We start from the raw sequence: 14,354 nt of genomic DNA, 5'->3' as shown, positions 1-14,354 counted from the left end.
GAGTCGTGTTGGGTTCAGGTGCCAGGGGCTGCGGCAGGGTTGGACGGCGACTGAGGACGTTGTATGGCCGCTGCCGGCGCGGATGGTGAGGCTGATTTCGGGGCCGGGTTCGATCACCCGATCTTTCGCGAGAGCCTGCGGCTGATTCGGGTGCTGCCGGGCACGGCGGCCGCTCTGGCGCCGCTCACCCCGCTGCAGCAGGACGTGGTGTTGCGCCTGATCCACAGCAGCGGCGATCCGGAGCTGGCCTGTGCGGTGCGGTTTGCGCCGGGGGGCTGTGAGGCCGGCTTGGCGGCCCTGGCCGCCGGGGCGCCAATCCTCACGGACACGGCGATGGCGGCGGCGGCGGTGGCGCCGATGGCGCGGCGCACCTTTGGCAATGCCGTGCGCAGCGTGTTGGATTGGGCCCCTGACCAGGCGCCGGCGGGCTCCACGCGCACGGCCGCCGGAATGGGGGCGGCGCTGGCCCAGCTGGAGCAGCCGGCGGTGGTGCTGATTGGCAGCGCCCCCACGGCCCTAGAGGTGCTGCTCGATCAGACGGTCGCCGGCACGGTTCAGGCTCCAGCCCTGGTGATCGGCATGCCGGTGGGGTTTGTGGGGGTGGCGGAGAGCAAGCGTCACCTGGCTGCGAGTGGCCTGGCGCACATCGGGCTCGAGGGCTCCAAGGGCGGAGCCGGACTGGTGGCCGCGGCCTGCAACGCCTTGCTGCGGGCGGGCTGGTGTCAGGCGGCGAGCGCCCCGTCTGGCCCGTCGTCCTGTTCCTGATCCACCCGTACGACGCTGTTGGCCTCGATGCGGCCCAGCACCTGGCGGGCGCGCAGCACCACTGCCGCCGGAACGCCGGCCAGGCGGGCGGCCTCGATGCCATAGCTGCGGCTGGCGCCGCCCGGGGCCACCCGGTGCAGGAACAGCAGGGCGTCGCCGGTTTCCTCCACCAGCACCTGGGCGTTGGCCACGTTGGGCAGCTGGTCGGCCAGGGCGTTGAGCTCGTGGTAGTGGGTGGCGAAGATCGAACGGGCGCCGATGCCGCCGCGTTCGGGCTCGGTGGCCAGGTGTTCGGCCACGGCCCAGGCGATCGAGAGGCCGTCGAAGGTGGCAGTGCCGCGGCCGATCTCGTCGAGCAGCACCAACGAGCTTGGCGTGGCGTGGTGAAGGATGTTGGCTGTCTCGGCCATCTCCACCATGAAGGTGGACTGGCCGGCGGCCAGGTCGTCGCCGGCGCCGACGCGGGTGAAGATGCGGTCGGCGATGCCCAAGCGCGCGGCGGTGGCCGGGATCCAGCTGCCCATCTGGGCCATCAGCTGCAGCAGGCCCGTCTGGCGCAGGTAGCAGCTCTTGCCGCTGGCGTTGGGGCCGGTGAGGATCAAGAGGTCGGGGTTGGCTCCCTCGGGGTCGGCGCCCAGCACCACGCTGTTGGCGGTGAAGGGTTCCTCCACCAGCAGCTGCTCCACCACCGGGTGGCGGCCGGCCTCGATCTGGAGCAGGCGGGCCTCGGGGCCGGTGGGGTCGGTGATCTCGGGGCAGCAGTAGCCGGAGGTGGCGGCCACTTCGGCCAGGGCGGCGACCGCATCGAGCTCGGCCACCAGCCGGGCGGCGGTGCGGATGGCGGCGGCCTGCTCGCCGACGCGGGTGCGCAGGGCGCAGAAGAGCTCGTATTCGCGCTGGGCGGCGCGGGCCTTGAGCTGCTGGATGGCGCCCTCGCGGTTGCGTAGGGCTGGGGTGACGAAGCGCTCCTCGTTGGCCAGGGTTTGGCGGCGGATCCAGTGCTCCGGCACCGCCGCCGCCCGGGCCTTGGACACCGCCAGGAAGTAGCCGAAGGTGCGGTGGTACTGGAGCTTGAGGGTGCTGATGCCGCTGATCCGGCGCTCCTCGGCCTCCTGCTGGGCCAGCCAGGCGTCCTGGTCGTCGAGCTGGTTGCGCAGATCGTCGAGGGCTGGGTCGACGCCGTCGTGGATGAGGCCGCCCTCGGTGAGGGAGAGAGGCGGGGCATCGAGCAGGGTGTGGCGCAGGTCGGCGGCGAGGGCGTCGAGCTCGGGCCAGGGGCGGGCCAGGGCCTGGAGCGGGGCGCTGCTGGTTTGGGTGAGCTGGGCGGCCAGCTGGGGCAGGCGTTCCAGGCCATCGGCGAGGGCCACCAGGTCCCGGGCCGAGGCGCTGCCGGCGCCGGCGCGGCCGGCCAGGCGCTCCAGGTCGCCCATCGGGCGCAGCAGGCGCCGCAGGGTCAGCCGCAGGCCGCGGCTCGCCACCAGCTCGCTCACACCCCCCTGGCGCTCCAGGATCGCTACGCGCTCTACTAGCGGCGCCTGCAGCCAGCGGCGCAGGCAGCGGCCGCCCATGGCGGTGTGGGTGCGATCCAGCGCCCAGAGCAGGGAGCCGTGCACGCTGCCGCCCAGCTGGGTTTTGGTGAGCTCCAGGTTGCGGCGGGTGGCCGCATCGAGCACCAGGGCGTCGCCGGCGTGCCAGGTGGTGGGGGGATCGAGGGGCACCCGGGCTTCCTGGAGGGTGCTGTCGAGGTAGGCCACCAGGCCGCCGGCCGCCCGCAGTGCCAGGGGCAGCTCGCCCAGCCCCAGGCCAGCGAGGCTGGCCAGGCCGAAGCGCTGCTTGAGGGTGGCGGAGGCTTCCGGCGCCTCAAAGGGGGTGCGGGGCAGGGGCGTCAGCCGCAGGGCCTCGGGGCACCAGGCGGGGCTGCTGCTCTCGTCGCTGGTGCTGGCAGCGGGCCAGAGCACCTCGGCGGCCTCCACCTGCAGCAGCTCCTGGTGCAGGGCGTCGCTGCCGCTGCGCTCGGTGACCCTGAATTCGCCGGTGCTCACATCGGCCACCGCCAGGCCCCAGTGCGCGCCCTCGAGCACCACGGCGCAGAGCCAGTTGTTGCGGCGAGCCGCCAGTAGGCCCTCCTCGAGCACGGTGCCGGGGGTGAGCACCCGGGTGATGCCGCGCTTGAGCAGTTCGCCCTTGGCGGGGGTGGTTTCGAGCTGGTCGCAGAGGGCGACGCTGAGGCCGCGGCGCACCAGTTCACCGCAGTAGCGCTCGGCGGCGTGGTGAGGGATGCCCGCCATCGGCACCCGGCCGACGCTCTTGCCGCCCTCCTTGCCGGTGAGGGTGAGCTCCAGCAGGCGCGAAAGGGTGATGGCGTCTTCGAAGAAGCACTCGAAGAAGTCGCCCAGGCGGTAGAGCAGCACCCGATCGGGATGGGCCGCCTTGAGCTCCACGTAGTGGCGCAGCATCGGCGTGAGCTGCTCGGGATCCACCAGGCCGTGGTGGTGCCAGGCGGGCAGGTCGGAGTCGGGCTCTCCGGAGTCGGGCTCGGTGGGGGTATCGGGGCTGGTGGCCGGCGCGGCTTCCGGCGTGGTCTTGCGCTGGCGGGTGCGGGGCCGCCCGGGGCCGGAGGCGAGCGCTTCGGGCTCAGAGTCGGGCTCGGTTGCTGCTGGGACCGGAGTCTCCTCGGGCAGGCCCAGGGCGGCGGCGAGCGAAAGCTGCTGGTCGGCTTCCGCGGCCACGGCGACGGGGTTGCTCAGAGGGGCCTGATGGTAGGCGCACCCCACAACTTGTGAAGGATCGCCAGGGCCGCTCGGCGGGTGGCCAGGCCGTCGTGTGAGAATCCGCCCACTGACTTGATCAGGCCCCGCTCTGATCTGGCTCCGCGCTATTCGCCGCATCCGCCATGCAGATCCTCAACACCCTCACCGTTCTGGCCTTGGTGGTGCTGTCGTTCGCCCTGATCGTGGCGGTGCCGGTGCTCTACGCCAGCACTGAGGATTCGGGCCGCTCCAACCGCCTGATCCTGCTCGGCGGCATCGCCTGGGTAGCCCTAGTGCTGCTCAACTGGGGCGTGAGCTTCTTTGTGGTCTAGGCGCTGCTGCGTAGCCTGAAGGCATTCGCATCCCAACCCAGTGGCCAGCTTCGAGGGCACCTTCACCGGTGCCAGTGGTCTTCGCATCGCCATCGTGGTGGCCCGGTTCAACGATCTGGTGACCGGCAAGCTGTTGAGCGGTTGTCTGGATTGCCTGAGCCGGCACGGGATTGATACTGCGGCCACTAGCGCCCAGCTCGATATCGCCTGGGTGCCCGGCAGCTTCGAGATCCCCCTGGTGGCCCAGCGCCTGGCGGCCAGTGGTCGCTACCAGGTGGTGATCACCCTGGGGGCCGTGATCCGCGGCGACACCCCCCACTTTGATGTGGTGGTGGCTGAGGTGAGCAAGGGCGTGGCCGCCGTGAGCCGCTCCACCGGCGTGCCCGTGATCTTCGGCGTGCTAACCACCGATACGCTGCAGCAAGCCCTGGAGCGGGCCGGTATCAAGAGCAACCTGGGCTGGAACTACGGCCTGCAGGCGCTGGAGATGGGCAGTCTGATGGCGGCGTTGCCCGGCTGAGGGATTTCACCAGCAGGGCCTGGGGGGCCGCGTTGCGGAAGCCCAGCTGCTCGTAGAAGCCGGCACTATTAGTGGTCATCAGGTAGATGCGCTCGACCCCGCGCAGGGCCGGCGCGGCCAGCAGGGCCTCCACCACCCGGCGGCCGAGGCCCTGGCCGTGCAGGTCGCCCGCCACCACCACATCCCAGAGCACGGCGCGGCAGATGCCGTCGCTGCTCGCCCGACCGAAGCCCACCAGCCGTTTGCCCTGCCAGAGGCTCACCACCACGCGGCTGCCGGCGAGCAGGCGACGCAGATCCGCAACGCTGCGCCCCTGGGCCCAGAAGGCGTGCTTGTTGAACAGGCGCTGCAGCTTCCACAGGCCCCGGCTCGGCCGCAGGCCGGGGCCGAGGCCGAACAAGCGCAGGCCTGGCGCACCCGGGGCGTGGATCAGGAGCTGCAGTGCTGCCATGGCAACATCTTCCCAGCGGAGTGTGCTCCATGAGCCGCAAGGGCATCATCCTGGCCGGCGGTACGGGCACCCGGTTGCATCCGATCACCCAGGCGGTGAGCAAGCAGCTGCTGCCGGTGTACGACAAGCCGATGATTTATTACCCGCTCAGCACCTTGATGCTGGCGGGGATTCGGGAGGTGCTGATCATCAGCACGCCCCAGGATCAGCAGGCTTTTCAGCGGTTGCTGGGTGATGGTTCGGCCTGGGGTATGACGATCGCCTACGCCGTGCAGCCCAGCCCGGATGGCCTGGCCCAGGCGTTTCTGATCGGCGCCCACTTCCTGGATGGCGCTCCGGCGGCTCTGGTGCTGGGTGACAACCTCTTCCACGGCCACGACCTGATCCCCCAGCTGCAGGCGAGCAACGGCGTTGGCGCGGGCGCCACGGTGTTTGCCTATCCGGTGCGGGATCCGGAGCGCTATGGCGTGGTGGAGTTTGCGCCGGATGGCCGGGTGCTGAGTCTGGAGGAAAAACCCAGCAAGCCCAAGTCGCGCTATGCGGTGACCGGGCTTTATTTCTATGACGGTTCGGTGGTGGAGCGGGCCCGGCGGGTGCAGCCCTCCGCTCGGGGGGAGCTCGAGATCACCGACCTCAACCGCCAGTACCTCGAGGAGGGGCTGCTGCAGGTGGAGCTGATGGGCCGGGGCATGGCCTGGCTCGATACGGGCACCTGCGATTCGCTGCATGAGGCCGGCAGTTACATCCGCACCCTGGAGCACCGCCAAGGCCTCAAGGTGGGCTGCCCCGAGGAGGTGGCCTGGCGGCTGGGCTGGATCAGTGCCGACGAGCTCGCCTGCCTGGCTTCGCCGCTGCGCAAAAGTGGCTACGGCGACTACCTACTGCAATTGCTGGAGACCCCCGATGCAGGCTGAAGGGCTCACTACGGCGGCCGGCTTGGCGGTGCAGGGCCCGCTGCTGCTGACGCCCCGGGTGTTTGGAGACGAGCGCGGGTTCTTCTTTGAGAGCTGGAACGACCGCCGCTTTACCGAGCTGCTGGCGGCCCATGGGCAGCCCGCGCCCACGTTTGTGCAGGACAACCATTCCCGCTCCAGCCGCGGCGTGCTGCGGGGGTTGCATGTTCAACTGCCGCCGCACCCCCAGGGAAAGCTGGTGCGCTGCGTGGTGGGGGAGATCTGTGATGTGGTGGTGGATATTCGCCCGGACTCGGCCAGCTTTGGCCAGTGGGTGGGGGCGCACTTGAGCGCTGAGAACCACCAGCAGCTCTGGGTGCCGCCGGGTTTTGCCCATGGTTTTCTCACCCTGAGCGAGCAGGCCGAAGTGCTCTACAAGACCACTGATTTTTGGGATCGCGACTGTGAGCGCGCCATCCGCTGGGACGATCCTGAGGTGGCGATCGCCTGGCCCATGGAGGCTTCGACCGGTGGGATGCCTGCCCTGGGGGCCCCCCAGCTTTCAGACAAGGACGCGGTGGCGCCGTTGCTGGCGGAGCTCCGCGCTGAGCTGCTCAGCTGTGTCTGGACTTCTGTACAGCCTGTACAGATTCAGGACGGGCCTTCTCGGGGAGAGGCCTGATGAAAGTGCTGCTCACGGGCGCCACCGGCCAGCTGGGCCACGCCCTGATCGCCTCGAAACCCCATGGGGTGGAGCTGATCGCCACCAGCCGCAGTGGCGGCGATGGCCTGCTGGCGTTGGATCTCGCCAACCCCGAGGACTGCCGAGCTGCGGTGCAGGCGCACTGCCCGGATTGGGTGCTGAATGCTGGCGCCTACACGGCCGTGGATCGGGCCGAGAGCGAGCCCGAACTGGCTCACGCCGTCAATGCCGATGCTCCGGCTGCCTTTGCTGATGCGTTGGCCGAAACGGGCGGCCGGCTCCTGCAGGTGAGCACCGACTTTGTGTTCAACGGCGCCCAGGGCAGCCCCTACAAGCCAGAGCAAGCCGTGGATCCCCTGGGGGTCTACGGCGCCACCAAGGCGGCGGGGGAAGCGGCGGCGTTGCAGTTGCCCGGGGCCCTGGTGCTGCGCACCGGTTGGGTGTATGGCCCGGTGGGCCACAACTTCTGCCTCACGATGCTGCGCTTGCACCGGGAGCGTCAGCAGCTCGGCGTGGTGGCCGACCAGGTGGGCTGTCCCACCAGCACCGCCACCCTGGCGGCGGCTTGCTGGCGGGCGATTGGGGTTGAGGTCCCGCGCATTCTGCACTGGAGCGATGCCGGCGCCGCCAGTTGGTATGACTTCGCTGTGGCGATTGGCGAGCTGGGCGTGGCGGCTGGCCTGCTGGAGCGTGCCGCCCGCGTGCTGCCGATCAGCACAACCGACTACCCCACTCCGGCTCGGCGTCCCAGCTACTCCCTGCTTGACTGCAGCGCCAGCCGCGTGGCCCTGGGTCTGGAGCCGCTGCATTGGAGAGCGGCGTTAGCCCAGGTGCTGTCTGATCTCTCTCCTACCCTGGACCCATCGAGGCGAGTTGCGTGACCACCCCCTTGCTCGCCAGTTGTGTTCAGCGGGTACTGGTGACCGGCGGCGCTGGCTTCATCGGTGGGGCGCTGGTGCGGCGGTTGCTGCGGGATACCGGTGCCACGGTGTTCAACCTCGACAAGCTCGGTTACGCGAGCGATCTCACCAGCATCGAGCTCACCCTGGCCGAGCTGGGCGCGGCGGTGCAGGGCCGGCACCAGCTGCTGCGGGTGGATCTGGCCGAGGCCGAAGCCACGGCTGAGGCGGTGCGGCAGGCCGATCCAGATCTGGTGTTCCATCTGGCGGCCGAGAGCCATGTGGACCGCTCGATCAGTGGCCCAGGGGCCTTCATCGAGAGCAATGTGCAGGGCACTTTCCACCTGCTGCAGGCGGTGCGGGCCCACTGGGAGCAGCTGCCTCAGGAGCGGCAGGAGCGCTTCCGCCTGCACCACATCAGCACCGATGAGGTGTTCGGCTCCTTGGGGCCCACGGGCCGTTTTAGCGAAACCACCCCTTACGCCCCCCGCTCCCCCTATTCCGCCAGCAAGGCCGCCAGCGACCATCTGGTGATGGCCTGGCACCACACCTACGGCCTGCCGGTGGTGCTCACCAACTGCTCCAACAACTACGGCCCCTGGCAGTTTCCCGAGAAGCTGATCCCGGTGGTGATCCTCAAGGCGGTGGCTGGGGAGCCGATTCCGCTCTACGGCGATGGCCAGAACGTGCGCGATTGGCTGTACGTGGAGGACCACGTGGAGGCCCTGCTGTTGGCGGCCAGCCGGGGCCGCCTGGGCGAGAGCTATTGCGTGGGCGGTGCCGGCGATCACGGCAGCCCCAGTGAGCGCAGCAACTCGGAGGTGGTGCGGGTGATCTGCGCTCTCCTGGATGGCCTGCGTGCCGCTGGTGCCCCCCACAGCCGCTTGATCACGCCGGTGGCCGACCGCCCCGGCCACGACCGCCGCTATGCCATTGATGCGTCCAAGATCACGCGGGAGTTGGGCTGGCGGCCGCGGCACAGCTTTGAGCAGGGGCTGGAGGCCACCGTGCGCTGGACCCTGGCCCATGCCGCTTCACGCCAGGCTCTGGTGGCTTGAGCGTTTCGGCTCAGCCGTTGTCTCGAACCCACTCCGGCACCAGCTGCGCCAGCACCGCCAGCGCCGCCTCCGCGTCTTGCTGGCACACGGCTGATTGCAGCGCCTCGATCTGCGGCCAGAGCTGCTGGGGTGGAATCGCGCGTTCGCTGGCGCGGTAGATCAGCGGGTGTGCAGTTGGTTCACTTTCGGCATCGATCAGGAGCTCCTCGTAGAGCTTTTCACCGGGGCGCAGGCCTGTGCACACGATCTCGATATCGCCTTGGGGGTGTTGGCTGTCGCGCAGGGTGAGGCCACTGAGCCGCACCATCTGTCTGGCCAGATCGAGGATGGGCATGGGCTCGCCCATGTCGAGCAGGAACAGATCGCCACCGCGGGCCAGCACGGCGGCCTGGAGCACCAGCTGGGCGGCCTCCGGAATGGTCATGAAATAGCGGATGATCTCGGGGTGGGTGAGGGTGATCGGCCCTCCCTTGGCGATCTGCTGGCGAAACAGGGGTACCACCGACCCGGACGAACCGAGCACATTGCCGAACCGCACCATGGCGAAGCGGGTGGCGCTGGGCTCCTGGGCCAGGGCCTGGATCACCAGTTCGGCCGCGCGCTTGGAGGCGCCCATCACGTTGGTGGGTCGCACGGCTTTGTCCGTGGAAATCAACGTGAAGCTGGCCACCCCGCAGCGGGCGGCGGCGCGGGCCAGCACCAGGGTGCCGAGCACGTTGTTGGCCAGGCCAGCGAGGGGATTGGCCTGCACCAGGGGCACGTGCTTGTAGGCGGCGGCGTGGAACAGCACCTGTACCCCCTGCTCCCGCAACGTGCGCTCCACCAGCGGGCCATCGGCGGCACTGCCCAGCACCGGCACCAGCTCCACATCAGCGGGGAGGCTGCGGTGCAGCTCCTGATCGATGGCGTACAGGCTGGGTTCGCTGCGCTCGAGCAGCACCAGCCTCCGCGGGTTAAGCGCCAGGATCTGGCGGCAGAGCTCGCCACCGATGGAGCCGCCAGCGCCACTCACGCACACCACGGCACCGCGGATGCCCGGACCGAGCAGCTGGGGATCGGGGGGCACGCTGTCGCGACCCAGCAATTCCTCGATGGGGATGGGCCTCAGGGCATCAATCGTGGCGCGGCCGCTGGTGATCTCCTCCACCGAGGGCACCTGCAGCACCGGGATGCGGAGCTCCTGGAGCTGCTCCACGATTTCGCGGCGACGCCGGCGACTCACCGATGGGATCGCCAGCAACACCTGATCCACCTCGCGGCGCAGGCTGTTCAGGTGATCAGGGGGATGGATCGCGATGCCGTTGATGCTGCGGCGCCAGAGCTGGGGAGCATCGTCGAGAAAGGCGGTGATGCTGTGACCGCCGGCGAGGCGCAGGGAGGCCGCAAGCTGGGCACCGGCGGCCCCGGCTCCGTAGATCGCCACGCGGACGCGGCGCTGGCCAATTCCGTCTTGCAGTTTGAGCAGGGCATCGCGCAGGGCAAACCGCACGGTTCCGGTGAGGCCGGTGAGCAGGAGCCACAGCAAGAGCCAGCTGCTGCGCGGGGGCAATGGCAGTTGCAGCATCACCCCAGCCATCGCCAGCAGGAGAACCAGGAGCCCGTTGCGCCCAGCCAGGCGGTAGAGAGCGCCGCTGCCCACGTAGCGCGTGAGCCCCTTGTATTGGCCGGTGAGGGCATAGAGGGGGAGGGCGATCAGCCAGGCCGTGGGCACCATCCACAGGCTGTCCTGGAGAAAGGGGCTCCAAGGATCGGCAAGCCGCAACCAGAAGCTGAGCCATACCGCCAGGGGGATCAGCAGGACATCGGCCCCAATCAAGAGGAAGCGGCGCCGCAAGGGCGACAGCCGCAGTGCCCGAAGGCTGAGCTGGTTGGTGAGAACATTGACCTGCATCACTCCGGCACCACGGGTTGGTGGGCGCGTGTGCCCGCCAGAGCCTTTGCGAAGGGAACAGCCACACGTTGATCGAGCCAGAGTCCCACCAGCAGCTCCGTAGCGGCCAGCGTCAGCACCGCCTGCAATCCGCCCCAGAGCAGGGCAACCGCCGATGCAGCGGTGGCCGCGATGTAGAGGCTGGCCACTTGGCCATGGGACCAGCCGGCCTGGTGCAGGCGCTGGAACAGGTGCAGGCGGTGGGCCTTGAACACGGGCTGGCCGGCCATTAGGCGGCGGGGTACGCAGAGGCAGGCATCAGCCAGTAGGGGGGTGGCCACTAGCAGCATCCCCAGGGCTTCGGGCCAGCTGCGAGCCTGCAACACCAGTCCGGCGAACACAGCTCCCAGAAAGGTGCTGCCCACATCGCCCATGAACACCTTGGCCGGGCTCCAGTTCCAGAGCAGGAAGCCAAGTAAGGCACCCACCAGCGCCCAGAGGGGCCAAGGGGCGGCGAGCTCCGTGGCAATTGCGCTGAGGGCCACGGCCATGCAGCCGGTTACCAGGCCATCCAGCCCGTCCATGAAGTTGGTGAAGTTGATCACCGCAGTGACGGCAATGAACAGTAGGGGCAGCGCCAACCATGGCAGCGGCAGCGGACTCATCAGAATCAACAGCAGCGCCGTGGCCAGCTGCACGCCATAGCGCAGGCTGGCGGGGAGGTTGTGGCGGTCGTCGAGAAAGCCCACCACAGCCAGCGGCAGGGCCAGCAGGGGCAAGGCCACCATGGCCCACGGTCTGCCTGCAAGGCCCGGCTGACCAGAGAAGGCACAACCAAACCAGCCAATCGCGCTTGCAGCTACGGCCACGAGCACAAACGCCACGCCGCCACCCCGGGGTGTGGGCTGGCTGTGGGAGCTGCGAGCGTTGGGCTCGTCGAGCAGGCGATGGCGCAGATTGGGTATCAACTCATGTAGGAGCCACCAGGCAGCAAAAGCAGGTAGCGCTACCCCAACAAACACGGACAGCAGCATCAGGCCAGCGGCAACACCGGAAAGGGCTGGGGTTCACGGCCCAGTAGCTGGTGGGCGGGGGTGAAGCCAGAGAGGTTGGCGCCTATGCGCAACACCGCTTCGAAGGCCTTGGGCGACCGCAGCAAGAGGGGAGCAGCGAGGGAAAAGAACAGGCGGTTTGGGATGGGCAGTAGGTGGCAATGGCGTGCAGGATCCCCCGGAGGTTGGCACTGTTGCAGGGCCTTGATCATGGCTGTGTAGGTGAGGGTGGTGTCGCCACCCAGGGTGATGCGTTCCGGTAAGCAATGATCGCGGCCAGTCGCACTGATCTGTTGAGCTATGTGAAGCACAACGGCGGCGAGCTGGGTGGCATGGATCGGCTGGCGCAGGCCGGAGTCAGCAGGAAGGGGTAAGCAGGGCAGCCGCCGGAGCATCTGAAGAAACTTACTGAGATTGCGATCGCTGTAGGGCCCCGCTTGGCCGTAGATAAGGGTGGGCTGCAGGATATGGCAGGGCACCTGCAAGCGGCGGCAAGTGGCCAGCAGCTGATCTTCAGCACCGCTGAGCCGGGTCACGAGCTCACGATCAGAGCCATTAGAGGCAAAGCGCTTTGTGATCACCGAGGAGGATGAGCAGGCGATCAGGCCACGAATACCCTGCAAACGCTCAGGGTGGCTGTCAGTTAGCTGGTCTAAAAAGGGGGCCAGTAGCCAAATCGGCGCAAAGCTGATCCACAGATCATTTTTGCATGACCTTCGATCACCTTGTGGATTGAAAGATTTTGGATCGTGTAAGTCAGCGCGATGTATCCATTCTGCTTGCTTCGAGGGATCACGCGAATAACCAAACAGTGGCCATGGGCATGGGTTAGCGCGCACGAGCTCGACGAAGGAGTTGCCAGCTGGCGTAGCTGCACCGAAGAGGTGAAGTTGAGGCAATACAGACGAGGAGATTTGCACTACTTTGAAAAATCAAGAAGTTGTACCGCCTAATAGGGGGATTGAAGAAGCACTAAAGCAGGGTAAAGCCCCAAATTCGAAAATAGGTGATGCACGACCTGAGTAGATGCAACGATTGGGTCAATGATTTATGGGAGCCCCTTGCCCAGCGATGTGTTATAGAGCCAATAGGATTGTGCAGCGTTTCACCCACCGAAGAAAGCCTTCTAACCAAATCCGCATCCTCAAGATGGAGGAAGAAACGAGGACAAAAACCGCCAACTGCGGAGTAAAAATGAGAAGGGATGATTAAAAAACAACCCGATAGATAAGGGCTTTTAAAGCAATCAGTTTTATAATTTTTGTCTAGATTCTTGTGCCAAGCATCATACCTCCGAAGGAATTGAAATCTTGCGAAACAAGGGAAACGCCCCAAGGCAAGGGACAGAACGGTGGGGTTTCGCTTAGCAGAGTGCTGTAAGGCTCCATCGGCTCCGATTACAAGGGGAGCAACACACGCAACAGATGGTTTGGAAATCAGCCAATCCAAAAGGCTAACAAGGTCAGAAGGAGCAAAAGATGTATCAGGATTGGCTACAATAAAGATATCATTATTGGAAAGTGAAGCCTGGCGGTAATTCAAGTTATTCGCCCTGCCAAACCCAATATTTCCCCCTTTTTCGTACAGGAGTGTTACCCCAGGCACACAAGCTTGGAGCTCTGAAAAAGTGGGCCCGGCAAAATTAGCGCCAGAGCCATTATAAATGCATAACTCTATGCCAAGGTGAGGCTGAAAACGGGAAAGAGACGCAATGGATGACAGAAGTGGGCTAATATCGCCCAACACATGTCTGAACAGAACCAGAGAAAAGCTTACTCGAATAGACATCAGCGCAGAGATAAGTAAGATATTGACTAGTGGCTCAATGAGCTTCAGGGCTTGAGGTGAGCTAGCTAGAGAACATTATAAATGCGAAAAGGAAATTATCCAGGAACCGATAAAGCCCGAGGTGGTGTGGATTAATCAGGCGCCAGATAAACTTAACGCATCCCCCTTGACTATCGTTGGTGCAGGCTGCCTAATCAGCAGCAATGAGTTATTCCTTTTCTGAAAGTCACCGTGCTAAGAACTGCTCCAAGCAAACAAGGAAAGAGTAGAAAATGTGCCAAGAATTAGCTTGGCCGCATCTTTTGCGGGGATTTTAAGATTTTTGCGGGAACACCTCCAATAATGGAAAAAGCTGGAAAAGAACGTGTCACCACAGCACCTGCGGCAACAATGCAGTGCTCTCCGAGTGTCACTCCCTTAAGAATGCACACATTCTGACCTAACCAGCAAGAATGACCAATTTGGATGGGGGCCGTGATGAGTTCCCGCGCGGATGGTGGGATTAACATAGAGTCTAGATCTGTGGATCCATGATCATGGTCAGATATGAAGACATTACTGGCAATCAGACAGTGATCTCCAATGATGATCTTTTCTGCAACAGCAATGTGGACACGATCACCTATCTGAATGTTCTCTCCAAAAACGAGCTTTTTTACAGGCAATTCAGGTAAAACTGTAGATAAGCAAAGTGCGTCGATGCGACAAAAACGACCAGTCGTCAGGTTTTTCCCGAATTCAATCTGAGCAAATCCACGCACATAAAAGGGGAATCGTATTAGGCGTGAGCGTGGGTATAGCAACTTGCTGAGGAGTATATTTAAAGCTAAACTGACATAGTCAAATAGCGAGTATCTAAAAAATGCGACATTCTTCATTTTCGACTAATCGCAGTAAATTGTCTATGGAAAAGGGAACGGAGATAGGAAAACGATACAGACCTAACAGACTGCAGCGTTAAGCTGGTTAGAAAAATAAATGAAGTAGAGGGAAAATCGAAAGTCCAGAGGCTTCGCAAAGACTCCAACAGATATCTATAGAATGCAAGCTTTACAGATCTTGACCCTGACGTGAGGGATACCCTTGCCCGGATCAGAGGCTCGAGGCAGATTCTAATTGAGCCTGCATAAATAGAGCAGATTGCGTACGGCAAAATATCTTCATATCTCCGAGATGTGCCATAGCAATAAGAATATTTCCGTGCAAAACTACTAGAGATTATTCTTGAGCACGATGTGAATAATAATTTTTGTCTTCCAGTGCATAAGCCCCA

The 14,354-nt window shown here is 64.9% G+C and carries 14 protein-coding genes; 7 read left to right on the top strand and 7 right to left on the bottom strand.

The genetic code is table 11. The features are described 5' to 3' along the window. Positions 1 to 63: 63 nt before the first annotated feature. A complete protein-coding gene (locus tag H6G16_RS03305) occupies positions 64 to 765 on the top strand; it encodes a precorrin-8X methylmutase (protein WP_190388904.1) in 702 nt (233 codons plus the stop codon). Here the strand turns inward: H6G16_RS03305 and mutS are convergent. Then, positions 723 to 3,494, bottom strand: coding sequence for a DNA mismatch repair protein MutS (mutS, locus tag H6G16_RS03300; protein WP_347238774.1), 2,772 nt, complete (start codon positions 3,492 to 3,494; stop codon positions 723 to 725). The two genes, H6G16_RS03305 and mutS, sit on opposite strands and share 43 nt — an antisense overlap. A 164-nt stretch (positions 3,495 to 3,658) precedes the next feature. Here mutS and psbZ point away from each other — a divergent pair, with 164 nt between their 5' ends. Beyond that, positions 3,659 to 3,847: a photosystem II reaction center protein PsbZ gene (gene psbZ, locus H6G16_RS03295; protein ID WP_190388902.1), complete on the top strand. Its 189-nt coding sequence runs from the start codon at positions 3,659 to 3,661 to the stop codon at positions 3,845 to 3,847. A gap of 40 nt (positions 3,848 to 3,887) precedes the next feature. After that, complete coding sequence (gene ribH / locus H6G16_RS03290) at positions 3,888 to 4,367, top strand: 6,7-dimethyl-8-ribityllumazine synthase (RefSeq protein ID WP_190388901.1); 480 nt, start codon at positions 3,888 to 3,890, stop codon at positions 4,365 to 4,367. Here the strand turns inward: ribH and H6G16_RS03285 are convergent. Then, on the bottom strand, positions 4,291 to 4,818 hold the full coding sequence (locus H6G16_RS03285; RefSeq protein ID WP_190388900.1) for a GNAT family N-acetyltransferase: 528 nt from the start codon (positions 4,816 to 4,818) through the stop codon (positions 4,291 to 4,293). The two genes, ribH and H6G16_RS03285, sit on opposite strands and share 77 nt — an antisense overlap. Positions 4,819 to 4,847: 29 nt before the next feature. Between H6G16_RS03285 and rfbA the strand changes: the two genes are divergently transcribed. From rfbA to rfbB, 4 genes are read left to right on the top strand one after another with little or no spacing between them, the layout of a single operon-like run. After that, on the top strand, positions 4,848 to 5,732 hold the full coding sequence (gene rfbA / locus H6G16_RS03280) for a glucose-1-phosphate thymidylyltransferase RfbA (RefSeq protein ID WP_190388899.1): 885 nt from the start codon (positions 4,848 to 4,850) through the stop codon (positions 5,730 to 5,732). Further along, a complete protein-coding gene (rfbC, locus tag H6G16_RS03275) occupies positions 5,722 to 6,393 on the top strand; it encodes a dTDP-4-dehydrorhamnose 3,5-epimerase (protein WP_190388898.1) in 672 nt (223 codons plus the stop codon). Before rfbA ends, rfbC begins: the two co-directional genes overlap by 11 nt. Beyond that, entirely contained in the window at positions 6,393 to 7,295 is a 903-nt protein-coding gene (gene rfbD / locus H6G16_RS03270) for a dTDP-4-dehydrorhamnose reductase (RefSeq protein ID WP_190388897.1), read from the top strand. The genes rfbC and rfbD overlap by 1 nt, the downstream gene beginning before the upstream one ends. Beyond that, positions 7,292 to 8,371 carry a dTDP-glucose 4,6-dehydratase gene (gene rfbB / locus H6G16_RS03265; RefSeq protein ID WP_190388896.1) on the top strand — a complete coding sequence of 360 codons (1,080 nt, stop codon included), beginning with the start codon at positions 7,292 to 7,294 and terminating at the stop codon, positions 8,369 to 8,371. Before rfbD ends, rfbB begins: the two co-directional genes overlap by 4 nt. A gap of 10 nt (positions 8,372 to 8,381) precedes the next feature. Here rfbB and H6G16_RS03260 read toward each other — a convergent pair whose 3' ends face one another. From H6G16_RS03260 to H6G16_RS13260, 5 genes are all read right to left on the bottom strand, one after another. Continuing rightward, the gene (locus H6G16_RS03260) at positions 8,382 to 10,262 is read right to left on the bottom strand and encodes a nucleoside-diphosphate sugar epimerase/dehydratase (protein ID WP_190388895.1); all 1,881 of its coding nucleotides are present in this window, start codon (positions 10,260 to 10,262) and stop codon (positions 8,382 to 8,384) included. Then, complete coding sequence (locus H6G16_RS03255; RefSeq protein WP_242036139.1) at positions 10,262 to 11,029, bottom strand: glycosyl transferase; 768 nt, start codon at positions 11,027 to 11,029, stop codon at positions 10,262 to 10,264. The genes H6G16_RS03260 and H6G16_RS03255 overlap by 1 nt, the downstream gene beginning before the upstream one ends. 245 nt (positions 11,030 to 11,274) lie before the next feature. Continuing rightward, the gene (locus H6G16_RS03250) at positions 11,275 to 12,213 is read right to left on the bottom strand and encodes a hypothetical protein (protein ID WP_190388893.1); all 939 of its coding nucleotides are present in this window, start codon (positions 12,211 to 12,213) and stop codon (positions 11,275 to 11,277) included. 52 nt (positions 12,214 to 12,265) lie between these two features. Continuing rightward, on the bottom strand, positions 12,266 to 13,081 hold the full coding sequence (locus tag H6G16_RS03245; RefSeq protein WP_190388892.1) for a glycosyltransferase family 2 protein: 816 nt from the start codon (positions 13,079 to 13,081) through the stop codon (positions 12,266 to 12,268). A 284-nt stretch (positions 13,082 to 13,365) separates the two neighbouring features. Next, a complete protein-coding gene (locus H6G16_RS13260) occupies positions 13,366 to 13,842 on the bottom strand; it encodes a DapH/DapD/GlmU-related protein (RefSeq protein WP_199289134.1) in 477 nt (158 codons plus the stop codon). Between the last annotated feature and the right edge of the window lie 512 nt (positions 13,843 to 14,354).

The organism is Cyanobium sp. FACHB-13342, assembly GCF_014697415.1.
In the GTDB taxonomy this organism is placed as follows: Bacteria; Cyanobacteriota; Cyanobacteriia; order PCC-6307; family Cyanobiaceae; genus Cyanobium_A.
Note: the sequence above shows the minus strand (reverse complement) of the source record. Positions and strands in the feature narration are given on the sequence as shown.

What these genes read in the sequence shown, in the direction of transcription:
- H6G16_RS03260 (WP_190388895.1), bottom strand. Translation starts at nt 10,262, where the DNA reads ATGCAGGTCAATGTTCTCACCAACCAGCTCAGCCTTCGGGCACTGCGG.
- H6G16_RS03285 (WP_190388900.1), bottom strand. Translation starts at nt 4,818, where the DNA reads ATGGCAGCACTGCAGCTCCTGATCCACGCCCCGGGTGCGCCAGGCCTG.
- rfbD (WP_190388897.1), top strand. Translation starts at nt 6,393, where the DNA reads ATGAAAGTGCTGCTCACGGGCGCCACCGGCCAGCTGGGCCACGCCCTG.
- psbZ (WP_190388902.1), top strand. Translation starts at nt 3,659, where the DNA reads ATGCAGATCCTCAACACCCTCACCGTTCTGGCCTTGGTGGTGCTGTCG.
- rfbC (WP_190388898.1), top strand. Translation starts at nt 5,722, where the DNA reads ATGCAGGCTGAAGGGCTCACTACGGCGGCCGGCTTGGCGGTGCAGGGC.
- H6G16_RS03245 (WP_190388892.1), bottom strand. Translation starts at nt 13,081, where the DNA reads ATGTCTATTCGAGTAAGCTTTTCTCTGGTTCTGTTCAGACATGTGTTG.
- H6G16_RS03305 (WP_190388904.1), top strand. Translation starts at nt 64, where the DNA reads ATGGCCGCTGCCGGCGCGGATGGTGAGGCTGATTTCGGGGCCGGGTTC.
- H6G16_RS03255 (WP_242036139.1), bottom strand. Translation starts at nt 11,029, where the DNA reads ATGGTGGCCTTGCCCCTGCTGGCCCTGCCGCTGGCTGTGGTGGGCTTT.
- rfbA (WP_190388899.1), top strand. Translation starts at nt 4,848, where the DNA reads ATGAGCCGCAAGGGCATCATCCTGGCCGGCGGTACGGGCACCCGGTTG.